Below are 19,516 nucleotides of genomic sequence, written 5' to 3' on the forward strand. Positions count from 1 at the left end.
GTGGCCACCCTTGTGGCCACCATCGTCGTGAGAACCATCATGGTCGGATTTACCGCCGCCCCAGTCAATATGGGGCTCGATGCTGGGGTTAACCTCAATGTGACGGTCTTCGCTATTGTCGACGTCACCGTTGTAGATGGTGCCATTGTTGTCACCGCCAACAACTGTGCCGCTGTTGTCTCCGCCAACGGAGGTGCTACCGGAGGTGCCACCGTTAGCCGTGCTACCGCCACCGGCACTGCCGTCGCTACCGGCGGTGCCGCTCGTCGAGCCGCCTTCGCCGCAGCAACCGCCGCCGGGCGCCTGGCACTGCTCGCCGATGTGCTCGACGCCGCGAGTCAGGTCATTACCGGCTGAGGTCATGACGGCGTAGATGGCCTCGATCGCCTGGAGGGCGGTCATGAGGACATCGAGGACAGGTCCAATACGATTGGTCCACTTCGAGGTCTTACCAGCCACCTGGGCTGTCGCAGCGGGCGTCGCGAGGCCGAACGATAAGATCTCTTCCGCGACGACCTCGAAACACGTGACAACGATATCCGCGATGGCGCTCACGACGGCGTCGTGGATATTGTCGACGGAGTCGGCGACCTTGGACAGTGCTTCGCCGAAAGCACCCGACGCCTCGGACACGCCGTTGATCGCGCTGTAGACGACGGCTTGACGCTCCTGGTAGGCACGTACGGCTTCGCCGTGCATGTCGGCAAAGTCACTCTCAGCTGCGCTCTCCAGCTCTTCGGCAATGGATGCGAGGGAGCTGGAGATGGAATCCCAGCTGGCGCTCATGCCGTACACCTGCCCGGAGTCGCCGGTCAGCTGGTTGACCCAGGATTTGAGCGGATCCACGTGCTGCATGATCCATTCGACGACCGAGCCAGCGATGCCACCGACAGGATCCAGCACCAGATTGCCGACCTCCTCAACGAGTCCCTGCGCGGAATCAACGAGGTGGGTGACATCGCCCGAGCGCAGATCCTGGGCAGCATTGTAGAGAGTGTCGAAGACGGCCAGGCCCTCTGTCGGGGTGGTGTAGTCGATACTCCGAGTGTATTCGGGGGCTTCGGGACTCACTTCTTAACTCCTTCGAACAGGAAGCGACGCAGCGTCCGCTCCTCATCCTGACGCTGACGGTAGAGGAATGTTTCGATGTCCTTATCGCCGCGATTATCCTGTCGCTCGAACAGTGAACGCACATCGTCCGTATTCGTATCGGGGTTGGCCTTGGAGAACTCCTCGATACGGGCGGACTGGGCCTTCTCCTGCTGCTCAACGAAGCTGCGGTAGCTGGCCTGCTGGTCGTTGCGCTGCTGCGACATGAAGGTATCGAAATCCCTGGATGTCGCCTGCGGGTGTTCCTGGACGTACTGACGGATCTGCGTTTCCTCGTCTGCGCGCTGACGCGACAGGAAGTCCGTCATCGCGTCCTGCTGCTGTTGCTGGTTGGACTCGATGAGGGTCTTCATCTGGGAGACATCCGTACCCGGGTGTGCCTCCGCGTAGCGTGCGAGAGCCTCGTTCTGGTCTTCCTTCTGACGCTCGTAGAACTGCGACAGGTCGGTGTTTTCGTCGTCGCGTTGCTTCTCGAGGAAGGCACGAAGGTCATCGTCGCTCGAGGTGATCTTGTCATGGCCGCCGAGCAGGCTGTCGAAGTCATTACCGGGGGCACTGTGATCCCCGTGCTTGCCATCGGAACCATCGTGACCGTCGGAACCGTCCTTGCCGTCGTGACCGGAACCGTCCTTGCCATCGTGGCCGGAACCGTCCTTGCCGTCATGACCATTCGAACCGTCGTGACCGTTCGAACCGTCCTTGCCGTCGTGACCGGTCCCATCCTTGCCATCGTGACCGTTCGAACCGTCCTTGCCGTCGTGACCGGTCCCATCCTTGCCATCGTGACCGTCGGAACCGTCCTTGCCATCGTGGCCGTCGGAACCGTCCTTGCCATCGTGGCCCGAACCATCGTGGCCCGAACCATCGTGGCCCGAACCATCGTGGCCCGAACCATCGTGACCGGAACCATCGTGACCGGAACCGTCAGAGCCGCCGGAACCGTCAGAGCCGCCGGAGCTATGCGTGCCAGGGGTCGGAGGAACCGGGGTGGAGGGCTTGTCGTCTCCGGAGCCATCGCCGCCGCCGCTGGAATCACCGCCACCGCCGCTGCTGGAACCGCCGCCGCCGCTGCTGGAACCGCCGCCGCCGCTGCTGGAGCCGCCACCGCCGCTGCTGGAACCACCGCCGCCGCCGCTGCTGGAACCACCGCCGCCGCCGGGCGACGGCGTCGGAGAAGGACCGGGCTGAGGCTGCGGCTGCGGCTGCGGATTCTCCTGCCCCTCATGAGCCTTCTTAATATCCTCCTTGATTTTCCGCTCAAGATCGTCCATCTCCTGAGCCCATTGAAGGAGGCAGTTAACGAGACGCTTCTCGGCACCGGCGCAGTCGGTGATCATCTTGGTCAGATTCTCGATCTGCGAATTGACGGGAGGAGCAAAGAAAGAACAAATGAGGCCGAATGCATTGCCGCTGACCTGACCATGCGTCGCGTTAGCGACGCCCACATTCGTGTCGAGGGTCGATGCGTTGTCGCTGACCGTGGACGCGTGGCTACGGATTGTTTCCGTATTGACGCCGAGATCCACCCCGCTCATCGCTGACCAGCACCCAACGAACCGAGCGTCGAATCGACGCTATTGAGGTACTCCTTGAGGGAACCGCCGTCCTCGCCGAAGCGCATGGTCGTCTGCGTACGCACGTAGTCACGCATGTTGCGCCCGGCGTCGGCGTATGCCTCCATGATCGCTTCTTCAACGTCGCGACCGCTGCCTTCGAGCGCGTCATCATCGATGGACAGTCGGACGAGCCGGCCGTTCGGATCGACCTCCACCTCGACCTCACGGCGGGAGTCGAAGCCGGTCGCCTTCGCGCTCTTGAGGAGTTCAACGAGGTCGCGGGCATCGGTAGCACGCTTTTCGGCGGCAGCCATCTGAGCTCGGAGGGTCTGTTTTACTTCTTCGGGGGTACGCCCCATCACATCTACCATACGGTTATCCTAACTGAGTTCCACGGTGTACGTACACCTCTTCATCTGACGAGACAGTTCAGAGATTCCGGCCTCGCCAGATGCCGTCTATACGTTCAGTATTGAAGCATATTGGCTGAGAGCGCCTCGCGTCCACTAATCTGCGTGATAGCGCGGGCTCGTCCCCAGATGAGCCGGGTATCCGTAGGCATCCGAGTTCAACACACCTTCGTCGACGCCCCGGTAGACGTACTCATCGTCGTTGTAGATAAAACGCGGATCAGCAACCCCGTCTGCATAGTCCTCAAAGTCATCGAAGGTGACAACGGGATTACCGCCCTTGTCTTCGAAGGGATTTGCGTCACGATACTGTGTGGGGTCAGAAGCGAGGAAAGCCACCGGATCAACCTCACCGTAACCGGTGCGTTCATTCCACTGTCCACCAGACCCACTGGCCGTGGCGGCGAGCGCCTGCAGGATCTGATCTGCCGTTATGTCGCTGCCAAAACCTGCCCACGCCAGCGCGAGAACACCGGCGATCAGAGGCGCGGAAAACGACGTTCCCGCGACCGTGTAGATACTATTCGTGCTGGCCCTCCGCGCGACCCCCTCGCCGACAGCGACGAGGGACACACCATCACCCCAGTTCGAGTAGTCCGCGTATCGCCCATCCGTCTCGAGAGCGCCGGCACCAATGACACCACCCCACGGGCCGAGAGTGTCATCCGGATTGCGTTCTCCGTCATTACCCATCGATACGACGATCGGCACCCCTTGAACGACGGCGCGGGCCACCGCCCAGCGCAACGCCTCTGTATCGCTGCGGGAAAAGGACGTGGAGATAGAGATAATGTTTGCACCGTCATTCAGCGCCTGTTCGATGAGGCTCGGTTGATCCGCCAGAGCATGGGGATTACTCCCGAGGGAGCAGTCCGACCCGGCGTCACGCTTGAGACCTGCCTGTGCGTAGCTATAAATCGTCGCCCCGGGGGCGACACCGAAGTCGGGAGCGACCAGAAACTGAGCGATATACGTCGCGTGATCGTTAGTGTCCTGATCTGTATTAACGGTGCACGGGGTCTTGTCTTGGATATCAGCCCCCTGTAGCTCGGGAATCGAGGTGTCGATATACCCATCGATGACGGCGATGATCACACCCTCTCCCGTGTATCCCTGTGCGTGCAAAGACGCCAGAGAATAGCGCGAAAAATAGGCCTCGTCGGCAGCTGTAATTTTGTGGTCCTCCGCTTGGGCGGGAGCAACGGGGACGACGGGTGCCACCACGATGCCTGCCGCCAGCGCGCACGCCGACACCATCACGCCCAGGGTGCGCAGGCCTCGAGACCAATGGAAAGAAAGGCTCATGTTTTCTCCTCTTTCGTCACTTCGCTGACGCTGCCACCGCTGGGGCACTATTGCTGGGCGTGATAGCGCGGGCTCGTGCCCAGATGGGCTGGGAAGCCGTAGGCGCCAGAATCCACTACCCGTTCGTCGATTCCTCGATAGACGTACTCGTTATCGTTGTAAATGTCTTCGGGATCCACGAGGCCATCGACATAATCGTCGATGTCGTCGGAAGTCAGCACGGGATCGTCACCCTTGTCCTCGAAAGGGTTCTCGTCCGGGTACTGAGTCGGGTCAGAGGCGAGGAAGGCCACCGGGTCGATCTCCCCGAAACCGGTCCGATCGTTCCATTGACCGCCCGAGCCGCGAGCGGTAGCAGCCAGTGCCTGCAGAATCTGCCCCGATGGCACGTCACCATCGAAGCCGTCCCATGCCAGGGCCAGGACGCCTGCAATCAGCGGCGTCGCAAACGAGGTTCCTTCGACCGTCTTCAGCTGATTGGTGCTGGCCTCACGCGCGTAGAACTGCCCGACGGCGGCGATGGAGACTCCGTCGCCCCAGTTCGAGTAGTCCGCGAATGTTCCGTCGGTTGCGAGCGCAGCGGAACCAATCACACCGGCGAAGGGACCCATGGTATCGGATGCGTTGTACTCGCCGTGGTTACCCATTGATACAACAACGGGAACGCCTGCCGCTACCGCGCGGGAAACCGCCCACCGCAGCGATTCCTCGTCGGCCTCATTGTAGGAGGATGTGATAACGATGATGTTCACGCCGTCGTTGAGCGCCTGCTCGATGAGACTCGGTTTGCGCGCGAGGGCAGCCGAATTGGAGCCGAGGGCGCAGTCTGAATCCACGTCCCCCCAGTCGTCCGCGTACGCGTAGTTGTAGATCGTCGCGCCAGGAGCGACCCCGAAGTCGGGCGCAACCAGGATCTGGGCGACTTCGGTCGCGTGATCGTCAGACTCCGCTTCATTGGTGACCTCACAGGGGGTCTTGTCCACGATATCTGCACCCTGAAGTTCGGGGATTGAGGCGTCGATATGACTATCAATGACCGCAATGATGACGCCGTCGCCGCGATACCCGCGTGCGTGCAGGTCAGCCAGTGAATAGCGGGAATAGTAGGCCTCGTCGGATGCCTGTACCTTGTGAGAATCCGCGTGCGCGGCCGGTGCAGGAGCCACCAACGTGCCCACCGCGAGAAGGCAGGCCGACACCGTCACGCACAGGGCGCGCAGGCGTTGGAAACGATTAACCAATGGCGTCATTATTGTCGTTCCTCTCGGTGAATCGGGTGGGTGGGGGCGACCTGCGCCGTGTCAGCGGACGGCAGGGCGCGCGAGACGCGACGGTGCAGTGACCAGAGCTACGACGCCAGCCCCTGCGGCGCCTCGCCTCACGACAGGTCTTCGTCTGGCTCTTCGACGACCGCTGGCCTGCCGCGCAGGTGCGACAGGATCACGAGGCCGGCGATCATGGCGACACCGAGCACGGCGATCGCGGAGACGATGTAGGCGCGGACCGTCAGGTTGTTGTCCCGTTGCGTCAGGTTTGGCGAGGCGACGGCGGGGCGAGCGGGGGCGGGGTGCGCAGCCGCGTTGGGGTGCGCTGGCCCGTATCTCGTGCCGATGTCGGTGAAGGTCAGCGCGTCAAAGGGGGCGACGATCCCCCACCCGAGCCCATCGGTGCGTTGGTCGGCGGTGCCGCGTACGGCGCTCACCTCCAGGCGGTACTTCCACATCTCGGGTCCCTCGTCCGGGTAGGCCGACGCGACGAGCGCCGCGAAACCTGCGGCGTAGGCGGTCGCATAGGAGGAGGAGGGCAGCGGCTGGTTGCCCTCGTATCCGCCGACGAGGCAGTCGGCCTGGTTGAACCATGTCGTGAGGATGACGCCGGCTGGAACAGCGATCCCGACGTGCGAACCGTGCACCTGCTGGTCGGAGGCTGACCCGTCGGCGTTCGAGGCCGTCACGCCGAGGACGCTCTCGTAGGCGGCCGGATACACGACCTTGTTTTGGTCCTGGCCCTGATACACGTTGCCGGTCGAGGCCACGACGAGGGCACGGCCGCGCACGGATTGGATTGCCGCTTCGAGGTTCGCGTCGCCCTCGGCCGCCGACTGGGCGACGACGATGATTTGCGCGCCATGGTCGGCAGCCCACTGGATGCCTCGGCCGACCTTGGACATGAAGGTCTCTTCGCCTTCCTTCGTCGACGTACCCTGCTCGAGTCCAGTGTCCACGCGGACGGGAAGAATCGTCGCCTCGGGGGCGACGCCGATGAGGCCAGAGTTCTTTGACTCGGGCAGTTCGCGGGCAGCAATCGCGCCGGCGATTGCTGTCCCATGCTCGCCCACGTCGACGCGCCCGTCGGTATTTTCGCCACTCAGATCCACGCCGGGCAGGACCACGGGGCCGTCGGAGGACTGAAAGTGTTCATTGCCTGCGGCCACACCCGAGTCGACGATGGCGACAGTCACGCCCTTGCCGCGGGAGATCTCCCACGCGCGCCGCACGCCCACGGCATCGAAGATGTCGGGCTGGTTCTTAATGTACGACGGCGAGTTCTCGGAACATTTCCCGTCCCCCGAGTCGGCCGGGGCGGTCGGCGTCGGGGAGGGAGATGCAGTCGGGGTGGGACGCACACTCGGCGTCGGCACCGGGTCCGCGTGCGCGGGGGCCGGGCCAAACGCGCCCCCAGCCCCGGCCTCGTCCGACGGGGTGAGGGGGGCGACGAGGGCGGCGAGCGTCAGGCCGGCGATCAGGGATGCCCCGACGAGGCCTCGGCCCAGCGCCCGGGATCTGGCACGTATGCGGCTCACGACAGCCCCGCTGAGGTAGCAGCCGCCTGAGGCGTCAACTCCGATCCGGGGGGAATGATATTGCCCCACGCCTGCGGGATCATCGCAACGTCATCCGATGTCCACCCGAGGGCCTTGAGCGAGATGGCGGGAGCATCGCCAAGCGAATGTCGGTACCCCATATCCGAAATGAAAACGTAGGCACCAGCATCGCCACCGCCCGCCGTCAGCGCCGCGACGACCCCGGAACCGCCGGCCACCGTGACCGTGCGCGACGTCGTCGGACCACCCGTCGCAGAGACCGATTCGGCGTCGTACGAGGCCTGGATAGCACGTTGTTCCTTCATTGTGTACAGGCCAAATTGCGGAACAGTCTTGTCCTTCGTGTCCATCTTGGTGCACAGGACGGTGCGGCTGGCCGCGTCAAGCTTGTCATCCTTCCACTCCGGGTTCGCGAAGTCATCGACGGCGGGCCAGTCCTCGCCGATGAAGTCGGCCTGCACGGGCGCGACGTCCTTGAACATTTCCGTCGGATACTGCTCGACCTTCGGTGCGTCCTGGTAGAGCTTGGCCGCAGTCGAATTGAAGACAGCCAAATCGGAGTCGTTGATGACCAGATAGGAGTTGAGGACCTCGCCATTGGAATTGATCTGCTCGACGACCGTGCCGATCGTCAGGTTCTCATTCTTGAGTGGGCCCGGCAGATTCCTCGCAGGCTCGCCAGCGTTGGGGATGTCGCTGTAGCTCCACGGCTTCAGACGAGTGCCGGAGGGGAAGAGGTCGAGCCACTCGGGTTCGACGATGATCGGGTACGCCGTCCTGTTCTGGAAGGACAGGACCCAGTCGCCCAGGCGGCTCACGGAGGCGTCAATAAGGTACTTCTTGTGGGTCTTCGCATCGATGAAGTACTTGTCCTCGCTGCCCACCGCCTGCACGAGGGCCGCGGTGGCGGGCTGAAGCGGGAAGTTATCCGCCGGCAGGTCCTGGGCGATCCACGTGTGGTAACTGGTCGGCAGGTCGCAGGAGAGCCACGTCGAGGCCAGGTCTGCGGATGCAGGCACGTCGTCTGGGACGCCGGGCAGGCCGATCTGGGCACCGCGCGGGGTGTCTTTGAGGGAGGAGGCACTGGCGCTGACGATCGTCAGGCCGGAGTCTCCCGCGAGGAGCTTCGCGGTCGTCACGTTGCTGATCGGGTGTAGCACGCCGTTCACTGACAGGTAGCGCGCGCCCGTGTCCTTGACGTCGACCAGCTTGTAGTTAGCGTCCGTCAGGTCTGGTTTGGCCGCGAAGCTCCGCAGGGCGATGCCGATGACACACACAATGATGGCGACGACGGCGCCGACGATGAGAGGACGCACCGGGGAGGGAGTGTCGACCTCGCGACCGCCAGGGGTACCCGACGTAAAGGCGGTAATCAGGCGGTTTCGGTTGAAGCGTTGGGCTTCGAGGATATCTTTACTGGTCGGCATAGCTCAGCCCCACATGTAGACAGCCAGGGGAATCAGGGCAAACAGCGACAGCACCGAGATAGTGTCGGCGAGTCGCGTCAGGTGCGGACGCGCACGAGGCCCGACGACATTCGTGATGACGAGCACGAGGGCCGCCGCAATCGCTGTGAGGGCTACCCACGCCAGCATCGTTGGTTCCGCGCGGGTGGCGAGGCTCGCGGTGATCAGGATCGTCACCAGACCCGTGAGAACACCGAGGAGGACCTCCACGCGCGCGCGAATCGAGCGGGTTTGGAGGATCAGGGAGATCGATCCGAGGAAGACGAGGATCAACGGGAGGAGCACTGAACGTGTGCCGGGCGCGCTCATCAACGAGACCGCGAGGAAAATCGCTGCCAACGCCCCGCCCGCGCGCAAGGCGACGACGAAGACGAAGGAAGTGCCGACCTGGTCGGTGATCGTTTGGGCGGGAATCTGCTCGGTCGTGTTCGCGTCGAGGATGCGCACGGGAATGTGTGCCAGGGCAATCCACGGCGCGATCTGGAGGAGGACGACAATGAAAGCGAAGAGGGCAGCGGAGACGCCGACCTGTGAGAGGGAACCGAGAGAGACCAGGAGACCCGTCGTCGCTATCACGGTACCGAGGACGAGGGGCGCCACGATCGAGATGCGGTAACGCTTGGGCAGTGTGAGGATCGCGAGCGAGCCGACAAGGAGGCCGACACCGATCCAGATCCACCCGGCTGTGTCCCACTGGCTCTGCGTGAGACGAAGCGCGGATGCGCAGGTCAGAAGGGGCACTGTGTGCGCCAGCGCGATGCCGCTGGGCCGGGGGCTCTGACGCGTGACGACAGCCGACGTGCCGGTGACGAGGAGGGCGGCGATGATGCCGATGACGCCATAGACACGGTTGAGCAGCGTGATGCGCTGGGGGTCCAAGGATGCGAGGGCATCCGGGGGCGTGGTCGCCAGGAGGAGGGCGGCAACGAAAATGAGGGCAGCGGCAGACAGCGCAGCAAGAATATGAGCATCATCACGTGTCCAAGGAGTGGACACTCGTTCGACGATTTGACCCACCGCTTCAGTGAGGTCGTCGTAGACCATGTCGGCAGCGCCTTCACCAAGAGGCTCGAGCGTGAGGGCGGCTCCCGCACGCACACCCTGGGCGGACAGCGACTTCGACTGGTCCAGCAGACGACCTGACGCGGTCCTCACCGAGAAGCCATCATTTGTCGGCTGATCAGTGAAAGCACCAACGGTTTCAACCATTCCAGGCAACAGCTCCACGAGAGGGATCGACTGCGGAATCGTCACGTCACTGCGATCAACGCCATAGGTAATCGTGAGCGGAATCAGCGCCACTCCTCGAGATGTTTTCGTTGCCATATGGTCCTCCCGTTTGCCGCGTGATGGGGATTCTAACTACACGACACAACCCTGTAAGTCTAGATTCTCGGTCAGCTTTTGTCATGATTTTTCCGTAACATCAAAAATAATCGTGAAAACATGGTTAGTATTCATATGTCCCCATGCTCTCACGCATCCCCGCGGGAGAGTCCACTCATACAAATGGAGGTTCACATGGCAGACCAGAGGGCCGCAGAAGGCGCCCTGAAGCAGGGCTTCTCGGCAGTTGAGTCCACCAAGGCCGACATCGACAGCCACCTCAAGCGCCTCGAGGGCGACCTGTCGACCATCGGCAGCTCTTGGCAGGGTTCCGCGTCGGCGCAGTTCACGATGCTGATGGCTCAGTGGCAGGAAAACGCCGCAAAGGTTAACCAGGCCCTTCAGGACCTCGCAGATAACCTGCGCGCCACTGATTCGTCGATGGAAGCCAACGAGTCGGAGACCGAGAACTCGTTCTCCAACCTGCTCGGCGGACTGTGAGAGATTAGGTAGATTAGGAGACTGACATGGATTTCCAGGTAAACTACGCCGCGCTTGACGCCGCCGCCGCTGACATCACAACCGGTGCCAATAACCTGCAGAACTGCCTCGACGACCTCGAGCAGACGCTGAACCAGCTGCGTTCCTCGTGGGAAGGCCAGACCCAGGAAGCCTACGACGATGCTCAGCGTCGTTGGAACCAGGGCCTCGCGGGCCTGAAGGACGTGCTGAACCGCACCTCCAGCGCTGTCGACGCCGCTCGCTCCAACTACCAGACGACGGACCAGTCCAACGCTGCCCGTTTCTGAGAGCATGAGCGCCTAGCGCTCTGGGGAGGGCCGTTCCATGTGGGGCGGCCCTCCCCTTTTCCATGCGCGCTGTGTCATGTGCGCTATTTCTCGTGCGCGCTGTGTCATGTGCGCTGTTTCTCGTGTGCCCGTCTTGCCGGGCCCGCGTTTACTCACATCCGGTGTTCGGTGCGTGCACTGCGCGAATGCTCGACCGCTGGATCAACTTCGGACATACCCGGCGTAATTTTCCATCCGGTTGAATTGACTATGTGCCGGGCAGCAGAAAACCGCCCCTTCCTTCGAAGGGGACGGCGGCGGGACGCATCCGACTGAACAAACTCAGACACTCACGCCCGGGGTCAGAGCCGCGTGCAGGGCCCGGAGTCAGAGCCGCGTGCAGGACCAGGGGTCAGAGCCGCGTGCAGGACCAGGGGTCAGAGCCGCGTACAGGGCACGGGGCCAGAGCCGGGACTGAGACCGGGACGCGTCATTCGAGTCAGCGAACAGAATCCGCGTCAGCGTGGACGATCGTGGCGCGACGTTCACCCATGAGGATCTCGGTGCCCGCAGGGACCTCAACGGCCTGACCGCCGGTCAACGCGGTGATACGCCCGTCGGGGGTACGGATCTGCGTGCCGTTCGCGGAGAACGAGTCCTCAATCCACGCCCCACTTGCTGTGGGACCCACGCGCATGTGCGTGCGTGACAGGGACACCGTCGTATCGGGAACGACGACAGCGCGCGACCCTTCGGCGGCTGCAGGTGCCCGCCCCAGGGTCAGCGGCATGTCGATAAGCTCACGCTGGCCCGAGTCGAAAATGAGCCACAGGAGCTGCGCACGCGGCGGCGTCGCAGGCGCACCCCACTGGGACTGGCCGGCACCTCCCCACTGCCCCTGGGCGGCGGCGCGCTGGGCAGCCTGCACGTCGCGACGACTCGGCGGCGGTCCAGGCACGCCCGAGGCCGGGGCCTGGTACTGCACCGGAGCAGAGAACGGGGGCTGAGCGGGTTCCTGGCGCATGGGCCCACCCCAGCCGTCCTGGGGCGCGGGCGACGCGGAGGGCGCAGGCACCGCCGGGGGCTGCTGGGCTGGCACCTGTGCGGGCGTGGACCGCTGGGGTGCCGGACGATGAGCCTCGGGCGCGCCCTGCGGTGGTGCGAGGAGCGCATCGAACTGCGTTGGCTCGTGAGCGGCGGGCGCGGACGGGAGCGGCACCGCCGGAACCTGCGCAGCAGCGGGCACAGCCGGAACCGCGGGCACGCTCGGCGCGGACGGGAGCGGCACCGCCGGAACCTGCGCAGCAGCGGGTGCAGCCGGAACCGCGGGCGCGCTCGGTGCCACTGGCGCACTGTAGGGATCGTTCGCTCGCTGACCGGGAGCCGAGTAGTCGGGCACGGACGAAGGAACGGGAGTCAGCGGGGCACTCGGCGCATCCCACCGACCCGCACCTGCCTGCACGCCTTCGAAGCCGCTGGGTGCCTGGCCGGGGCGGGGATCATCCACCGCCTGTCCGGGACCCGCAGCGAGGGCCGCATGTTTGCGCAGGTCGACGAAACGCGTATGCGTGGGCCCATTGAGCCACGTGCGCCCATCATGGACCATCGCGTACGAGGCCAGCAGACCCACAACCGTCACCTGAAGCAGCGCACTCAAGGCCGTGTAGCCCATGGCCGCTCCCAGCGAAGGAGTCTGGGCGTCATCCTCGTCTCGAATGAGGCACACGCGCATGAGGGCCATACCCGGGGTCCGCCCCGACACCCCCAGCATGACGCCGGAGGCAACCACGGCCTCGGCGATGATCAGACCGACCGTCACCGGCGTGAAATAGACGAACCACGTCACCCCCACCAGCGCCCCGAGGACCGCCAGATCGATGACGTACGCGCCGACGAGCCGCGAAGCGGTCGCGCGGGCGAAAGGAGTCTTCGTGGTATCACCCATTACAGGATCGCCCTCCAAGCAAACTCGAAGAGACCCGAGGAGAAAATCGCCGCGGGGAGAAGTGCAAAAATACAGAACGACTGCACGAAGTCGAGGATCGTGCCGATCAGTGCGGCATGTCCCTTGGGCTCATACAGCGTCATCCAGGCCACCAGCGCGATGCCCGTCAGGACGAGGACGCACACGGGCAGGACGGGATAGATCTGCGCGCCGACCGCCCAGGACTTCACCCAGGCGCCAAAGAGGAAGGCACACCCGATGCCGGCGGCACCAATGCGCGGCAGGACCCTCCCCATCGGCGTGCGGGCGCTCCTCGGCGCCGTTAACAGGGTCACCACGGACGCGATGACGATCACGAAACCGCCGACGCCTCGGCCCATGGCCACCGTTGGCATCACCGTGCGAGCGAGGGGGATACCACCCGCGAGGGTGAACAACGTCGAGGCGGTCAGCAGCAGCGTGTAGCGGGCATCGGTGTGTCCGATCGCCGTCTTCATGCGCCCGCCGGTCACCGGCGTGGGAGGGATCATCACAGGCTGGCGGATACGCGAGGCAATCGTTTGCACCGCCGCCGCATCGATCAGCTGGCTGTCGGGCACGCGCAACGCGAAGCGCGGGGCCATGAGGAACAGGAACACACCCAGGGCCAACGCGAGCGGCGCAATATTAATCAGGTGGAAGAACGGGTAGGCGCCAATCGTCACGAGGACGGTCGCACCGAGCCACGCCATCATGGCACTGAGCGCCGTCGGCGTGTTCGTCAGCGAGAGCACCGCCAGGGACACGACGAGGGCCACCCACACTCCGACAACGGGCGCGAGCGAGAGGGCATGGATACCCGCCATCGACACGAAGCCGATGGCGCTGTAACCCGCGAGCGCCGGCATCAGGAGGAGCAGGAGGGACATCGAGCGCAGCCTGCGCGAGGCAAACAGCGGAATGATCGCAACCGCGCAGCACACCAGGGCGCATACTCCGCGCGCCCACGTGGGGATCGACGAGGCCGCGAGCGCCCAGGCGGGTCCGTCCTCCCTGTGGGCGAGCCCACTCAGCGCTGCGTCGCCCATCATGGGCAGCAGGCACAGTGAGGAGACCGCACCAATGAGGAGGAAGCATAGGCCGACCAGGGCGAGGGTGGGGGAGAGCCACTGATTCTCGTAGCGCTCCGAGGCCTCGTTGAGCTGGCGGGCGGACAGGACCCGGCTGGACAGGGCGATCGTCGACCCAGCGGGCAGGTCGCGGCCGAGGACCGCAGCACCGTCGAGGGGACGCCCGTCGGCGTAGGAGATACGCACGGACGGCAAGGTGAGGTCGATGGCCAGCATGGCGCACAAACCTGCGACCGTGGTCCCTGTGGGAGCAGCGAAATCGGAGGCCCCATCGGAGTCGATAACGGTCACGGACACCATGGTGGCGCTCATGAAACCTCCGATCTTCGGGAAACAACAGTGCCCAGTGTAATGCACCGAGGCTAACCGTCGGTTAAAACTTGGAAGAGCACTCAGCTACACTGGGGACAGTCGCATCGAACACGTACGCGCGCAGCGCGAGGAGACCTGATGGTTACACGCAAAAAACGGCGGATTGCCGCGGTTCCGGAGCAGCCTTCCGGCAGCTTGGCCCTGCAGATGCCGCCGGAGAAGGCTGAGCCCGCATCGATGGGCAACGTCCTCATGATGGTCGTCCCGATGCTCGGTTCGACGGGTGTCATGATTTTCATGGCGATGCAGAACAACGGTGGCGGGCGTTCCATGCTCATGGGCGGCGGCATGTTGGTCGCTATGCTGGGCATGGTCGGCTTCAACATGTACCGCCAGTTCTCCCAGTACCGTACGCGCGTGAAGACGCAGCGTCGCGAGTACCTGTCTTACCTCGCGGAGACGCGCGAGTCGATCCGCAAGGTCGCTAAGAAGCAGCGCGCCTACTACAACTGGGTCTACCCCGACCCCGACGCCCTGGTGACCCTGGCAGCGAACGGGTCTCGCCTGTGGTCGCGTGAGGGCAACACCTACGACGTGCTCACGTTCCGCTATGGCAGTGGTACGCAGCCCCTGGGCTTGACGTTCGAGCGTCCGCCGATCGATCCGATGACGGAGATGGACGTCGTGTGTCTGTCGGCGATGGAACGCTTCATCGCGGTGCACGATCACACGGACAACGTGGGTAAGTTCCTCTACCTGGGTGATTTCAGCCATATCGAGGTCGTCGGCGAGGGTGAGAGCGCCTACGACGAGATGCGCGCCATCATGATGCACTTGGCGTGTTTCATCGAGCCTTCCAAGCTCAAGATCGCGGTCCTGTGTTCGGCTGATCGTCTGGGCGACTGGGAATGGGTGAAGTGGATGCCACAGGCGCGCTCGGCCAACGTTCGCGACGCCATTGGCCCGGCTCGCATGATTTCCACGGAACCGCGTGAGTTGGTCGAGATGATCGGCCCCGATATCGCGATGCGCGGCGCGTACCGCCCGGGCGAGGAGATGCCTGAGTGGCCTCATCTCCTCCTCGTGTGCGACGGTGCCGAGTTCCCCACCTCCTCGCCTTTCGGGTCGATGGCGGGCGTGCGCGGCGTGACGATCATGAGCCGCGCCCGCGAGTGGACGCCGATGAAGTCTCACACTGCCCTGCGCCTCGTCATCCACCCCAGCCCGAATCGCAAGGGCGCGGACGTCGTCGACGTGGTGACCATGGATTCTGTGCCCGAGTCAGCCTTCGCGGATCGGCTCAGCGCCGTGCAGGCCGAGGCCGTGGCTCGTCGCATGACCCCCTTCGCCACCCAGGAGAAGCTGGAAGAATCGGACACGCCGGTGGGCCGCTCGGACGAGTCGCGCCAGAAGGACCTCATGGAGCTGGTCGGCATCGGCGACATTCGCGACTTCGACCCGGAGAAGCAGTGGGTGCGACGCGAGGGGCGTGCGCGCCTGGCCGCGCCCTTTGCGGTGACGCCCGAGGGCCGGCCCGTCGTCCTGGACATTAAGGAATCCGCCCAGCAGGGTATGGGTCCGCACGGCCTGCTGATCGGTGCGACCGGTTCAGGTAAGTCCGAGGTGTTGCGTACCCTCGTTCTCGCGCTGGCTTTGACCCACTCCCCCGAGCAGCTGAACCTGGTGCTCGTCGACTTCAAGGGTGGCGCGACCTTCGCCGGCATGGCGGACCTGCCGCACGTGTCAGCCATGATCTCGAACCTGGAGTCCGAGCTCTCGCTGGTTGACCGTATGCAGGACGCCCTGCAGGGCGAGATGGTGCGCCGCCAGGAGATGCTGCGCCAGGCCGGCAACTACGCGAACGTGTCCGATTACGAGGCGGATCGCCTCGCCGGCAAGCACGAGTATCCGCCGCTGCCGGCCCTGTTCATCGTCCTGGACGAGTTCACGGAAATGCTCATGGCCAAGCCGGAGTTCGGCGAGGTCTTCATCATGATCGGTCGTCTGGGCCGATCCTTGTCGGTGCACCTGTTGCTGGCTTCACAGAAGATGGACCTGGGTAAGGCGCGCGGCCTGGAGTCGCACCTGTCGTACCGCATTGCGCTCAAGACGTTCACGGAGAGCGACTCGCGCGAGGTCCTGGGTATCCCCGATGCCGCGAAGCTGCCTCCGCTGCCCGGTTCGGGCTTCCTGAAGGCGGGCGGCGACGGCCTCGTTCGTTTCCGCGCGTCCTACGTGGCCGCTCCCCCGCCGGCGCGCACCCTCGCGTCGATTGCCGAGGCCTCGACGGCCGGCGCCCCGAGCGCGCCGATCGAGATCCTGCCGTTCACGGTCGCTCCCGTCATCACGCGCGAAGCCCTGGGCGAGGAGGAAGAGGTCGATCAGAACCAGGAGATCGTCCTGGCCGGTGACGAGGTGTGGGCGGACATGTCCGAGATGGACATCGCGGTGGCCAAGATGAAGGGCAAGGGCTACCCGGCGCACCAGGTGTGGCTGCCTCCGCTGGAGATTCCCGACACGTTCGCGACTCTCATGCCGGACTTGGCGCCGGATCCGGAGCTGGGCTTCATTTCTCGCGCCTGGCGCGAGTCCGGGGTCCTACGTGTGCCCCTGGGCACGGTCGACCTGCCGCTTGAGCAGCGCCGCGAGACCCTGGTCCTGGACCTGTCGGGCGCGGGCGGTAACTTCGCGCTCGTGGGCGGCCCGCAGACCGGTAAGTCGACGGCGCTGCGCACGATCGTCCAGGCCCTGTCACTGACCTACACGCCTCAGGAAGTCCAGTTCTACGTGATGGACTTCGGTGGCGGTACCTTCGCGGGCTTCGCGGGCGCGCCGCACGTGGCCGGCGTGGCGACGCGCGACACCGAGGAGGTACGCACGCGTATGCTCGCCGAGATCGCGGCGATCATGGATGACCGTGAACGCTACTTCCGCGCGCACGGCATCGACTCGATGGATACCTACCGTCGTGGGCGCCTGGCGGGCACCTACGACGACGGCTACGGCGACGTGTTCCTGGTCATCGACGGGTGGGGTGCACTGCGCTCCGAGTTCGATGGCCTGGACCGCGAGGTCACGACGATGATGAGTCGAGGCCTGTCGCTGGGCGTTCACCTGGTCATATCGGCGGCCCGTTGGATGGATATCCGCGCCGAGGCGCAGGATATTTTCGGGTCACGCCTGGAGCTGCACACGGCGAACCCGAAGGAGTCGATCGTCAACCGCGAGGGTGCCGCTCGTATCCCGAAGGGGCGCCCGGGGCGCGGCATCGACATGGCGGGTCACGAGATGATGATCGGCCTGCCGCGCGCGGACGCGGAGCAGGATCCGTCAACCGTGTCGCAGGGCGTGGCGTACACGGTCAACAAGATTCGCGAGTGCCTGGTGGCGGGCGAGGGCCCGAAGCTGCGTCTGTTGCCGCAGCGCATCACGCTTGCGGAGATCCTCTCGCAGCTGCCGGATCAGCAGATCCTGCCGCGCGGCGGCGGCGACATGGTGCTGGGCGTGGAGGAGTCGCGCCTGGGGCCGCTCCTGTTCAACACTCGCACGGAGGCGCACCTGTACCTGTTCGGCGACGGCAAGACAGGCAAGACTTCCTTCCTGCGGTCGATTATTTCCGAGGTCACGCGCCTGTACTCGCCCAACGAGGCGAAGATCCTGGCGATCGACATGCGTCGTTCGCTCCTGGGTGCGATCCCGGACGAGTATTCACTGCGCTACCTGACGAACCATGCCGAGGCGATGAAGCAGCTGCGTGAGCTGGCGAAGTTCCTGCGCACGCGCCTGCCCGGTTCCGACGTGACCGCCGAGCAGATTCGCGAGCGCACGTGGTGGTCGGGTCCGGAAGTGTGGATCTTGGTCGACGACTACGACCTGGTGGCCACCTCGTCAGGTAACCCGCTAATGGAGCTCATCGACCTGCTGCCGCAGGCGGGAGACATCGGTCTGCATGTGATCATCACCCGTCGTATGGGCGGCGCGTCGCGCGCGGCCTACGAGAAGGTCCTGCAGATGATGAACGACCTGGCTGTCACCGGTATCCTCCTGTCCGGCAATCCCAGCGAGGGCGCGATCATCAACGGCGTGAAGCCGAAGCGCGCGATCGCCGGCCGCGCGCAGGTCGTTCACCGAGAGCTGGGCGTCGTCGCCGCGCAGCTGACGTGGACCCCGCCAGCAATTTGATCGTTTGTTGACACAGCGGCCCCTTCGTCGCATATGATTGACCAGTCTGAAAGTAGGAGAAAAACATGTCCTCTCTCGTGTCCCACCGCGCTCGCGCAGCCACGGCTTCCCTGTTGCTCGCTTCCGTCGCCCTGTCCGGTTGCAGCATCTTGGGTGGTGCGCGAAATTCCAGCGATATTTCGAAGTTGCCCAACATACCCGAGGGGCAAAAGCAGCAGCTGGTCAGCCAGATGCAGTCTGCGTCTGGCCCGGAGAAGCAGGAGATCGCCGCGAAGGCGACGGCCCTGAGCAAGATGGTGGGGACGGAGCTGGTTGCGGTGGATCCCCCGTCGATCATCGACCAGACCTTCAAGTTGGATCCCAAGGGTAAGACCGTGGTGAACAAGGACGACAAGATCTACCTGATGATGTCGGCCACCGATTACTGGCGGCTGGGCCAGGACACCTACGACCTGTGCGTGGAGCAGGACTGCGAGTACTACTCGTCGTGGACGGTAGACGTGGAGGGGTCGGGTGCCGACCTGACGTACGTGTGGACCCTGAAGGTCGATGGTGACGATCAGCCCAAGGAGCCGCTGGTCCGCCGCTTCAAGGTCGGTAAGTAAGCGGCCCTGCGCATCGACACACTCTCTTCTTTTCTCATCAACCATTTAGGAGTCAACAATGGCCGGAAATCCAGACGTCAGTTACGACGACGACCAGCAGCAAGCAGCTGTACCGAAAGTGACCGAAACCTGGGACGCGGTGACGGGATCGCGCAAGCATACCGAGGCCCTCGGGTCCGCGCAGACATCCACCTTCTGGGGATACGAAGACGGGCCCGCGGACCTGCAAGGCAGTGCTGCGAAGATGTTCGAAGCCGTATCCGGACTTCTCGCGGGCGAATCCAACATGCTCAAGACGTTCGAGGCACAGATGCATGAGGCCATGACCCGCTTCACAGGCGCGGAATACGACAACCAGCTGGAGTTCAAAAACACGCAGGCCGACCAGCAGATGCAGGCAATCCGCTCCCAGAACCCGACCAAGTTCACCGCGATGCTTCACGCACTCGGTTTGACCCTCGAAGATCTCGGTTCCGCTGCGGGTCCACTGATCGCGCCCCCCACTCAGTCCGGAACTCCTTCTGGAGTCTCGCCGACTACAGTACCCGTTACTCAAAACACGCAGCCTGATGCCTGAG

Annotated in this window: 15 protein-coding genes; 5 read left to right on the forward strand and 10 right to left on the reverse strand. The window is 64.2% G+C overall.

Going from position 1 to position 19,516, the window contains the following annotated elements; all coding sequences use genetic code 11:
• From O3684_RS04500 to O3684_RS04535, 8 genes are all read right to left on the reverse strand, one after another.
• Positions 1-1,071 (reverse strand): hypothetical protein (locus O3684_RS04500; RefSeq protein WP_500065307.1); only part of this gene is annotated, 1,071 nt, incomplete at its 3' end.
• Positions 1,068-2,645, reverse strand: a complete 1,578-nt coding sequence (locus O3684_RS04505; protein WP_500065308.1) for a hemophore-related protein — start codon at positions 2,643-2,645, stop codon at positions 1,068-1,070. The genes O3684_RS04500 and O3684_RS04505, both read right to left, overlap by 4 nt.
• Positions 2,642-3,037 carry a YbaB/EbfC family nucleoid-associated protein gene (locus tag O3684_RS04510; RefSeq protein ID WP_500065309.1) on the reverse strand — a complete coding sequence of 132 codons (396 nt, stop codon included), beginning with the start codon at positions 3,035-3,037 and terminating at the stop codon, positions 2,642-2,644. Before O3684_RS04510 ends, O3684_RS04505 begins: the two co-directional genes overlap by 4 nt.
• A gap of 135 nt (positions 3,038-3,172) precedes the next feature.
• The gene (locus O3684_RS04515; protein ID WP_500065310.1) at positions 3,173-4,381 is read right to left on the reverse strand and encodes a S8 family peptidase; all 1,209 of its coding nucleotides are present in this window, start codon (positions 4,379-4,381) and stop codon (positions 3,173-3,175) included.
• A 47-nt stretch (positions 4,382-4,428) separates the two neighbouring features.
• Positions 4,429-5,631, reverse strand: a complete 1,203-nt coding sequence (locus O3684_RS04520) for a S8 family peptidase (RefSeq protein ID WP_500065312.1) — start codon at positions 5,629-5,631, stop codon at positions 4,429-4,431.
• 128 nt (positions 5,632-5,759) lie between these two features.
• Positions 5,760-7,184, reverse strand: a complete 1,425-nt coding sequence (locus tag O3684_RS04525) for a S8 family serine peptidase (protein ID WP_500065313.1) — start codon at positions 7,182-7,184, stop codon at positions 5,760-5,762.
• Positions 7,181-8,632 carry a type VII secretion protein EccB gene (gene eccB, locus O3684_RS04530; RefSeq protein ID WP_500065314.1) on the reverse strand — a complete coding sequence of 484 codons (1,452 nt, stop codon included), beginning with the start codon at positions 8,630-8,632 and terminating at the stop codon, positions 7,181-7,183. Before eccB ends, O3684_RS04525 begins: the two co-directional genes overlap by 4 nt.
• Positions 8,633-8,635: 3 nt before the next feature.
• Positions 8,636-9,997: an EsaB/YukD family protein gene (locus O3684_RS04535; RefSeq protein WP_500065316.1), complete on the reverse strand. Its 1,362-nt coding sequence runs from the start codon at positions 9,995-9,997 to the stop codon at positions 8,636-8,638.
• A 195-nt stretch (positions 9,998-10,192) separates the two neighbouring features.
• Between O3684_RS04535 and O3684_RS04540 the strand changes: the two genes are divergently transcribed.
• Together O3684_RS04540 and O3684_RS04545 are read left to right on the forward strand one after the other, a co-directional pair.
• Positions 10,193-10,498: a WXG100 family type VII secretion target gene (locus tag O3684_RS04540; RefSeq protein WP_500065318.1), complete on the forward strand. Its 306-nt coding sequence runs from the start codon at positions 10,193-10,195 to the stop codon at positions 10,496-10,498.
• A gap of 26 nt (positions 10,499-10,524) precedes the next feature.
• Positions 10,525-10,806, forward strand: coding sequence for a WXG100 family type VII secretion target (locus O3684_RS04545; protein ID WP_500065320.1), 282 nt, complete (start codon positions 10,525-10,527; stop codon positions 10,804-10,806).
• Positions 10,807-11,284: 478 nt separating this feature from the next.
• Here O3684_RS04545 and O3684_RS04550 read toward each other — a convergent pair whose 3' ends face one another.
• A complete protein-coding gene (locus tag O3684_RS04550; protein ID WP_500065321.1) occupies positions 11,285-12,730 on the reverse strand; it encodes an RDD family protein in 1,446 nt (481 codons plus the stop codon).
• Positions 12,730-14,151: a hypothetical protein gene (locus O3684_RS04555; protein ID WP_500065323.1), complete on the reverse strand. Its 1,422-nt coding sequence runs from the start codon at positions 14,149-14,151 to the stop codon at positions 12,730-12,732. Before O3684_RS04555 ends, O3684_RS04550 begins: the two co-directional genes overlap by 1 nt.
• Positions 14,152-14,289: 138 nt before the next feature.
• Here O3684_RS04555 and eccCa point away from each other — a divergent pair, with 138 nt between their 5' ends.
• The 3 genes from eccCa (at position 14,290) to O3684_RS04570 (ending at position 19,515) form a co-directional block, all read left to right on the forward strand.
• Positions 14,290-18,333 carry a type VII secretion protein EccCa gene (gene eccCa, locus O3684_RS04560; protein WP_500065324.1) on the forward strand — a complete coding sequence of 1,348 codons (4,044 nt, stop codon included), beginning with the start codon at positions 14,290-14,292 and terminating at the stop codon, positions 18,331-18,333.
• 65 nt (positions 18,334-18,398) lie between these two features.
• Entirely contained in the window at positions 18,399-18,938 is a 540-nt protein-coding gene (locus tag O3684_RS04565) for a hypothetical protein (protein ID WP_500065326.1), read from the forward strand.
• A 58-nt stretch (positions 18,939-18,996) separates the two neighbouring features.
• Positions 18,997-19,515, forward strand: a complete 519-nt coding sequence (locus tag O3684_RS04570; protein ID WP_500065327.1) for a hypothetical protein — start codon at positions 18,997-18,999, stop codon at positions 19,513-19,515.
• The last annotated feature ends 1 nt before the right edge of the window (position 19,516 follow it).

This window comes from Pauljensenia sp. 20925_1_27 (assembly GCF_041432835.1).
Lineage (GTDB): Bacteria > Actinomycetota > Actinomycetes > Actinomycetales > Actinomycetaceae > Pauljensenia.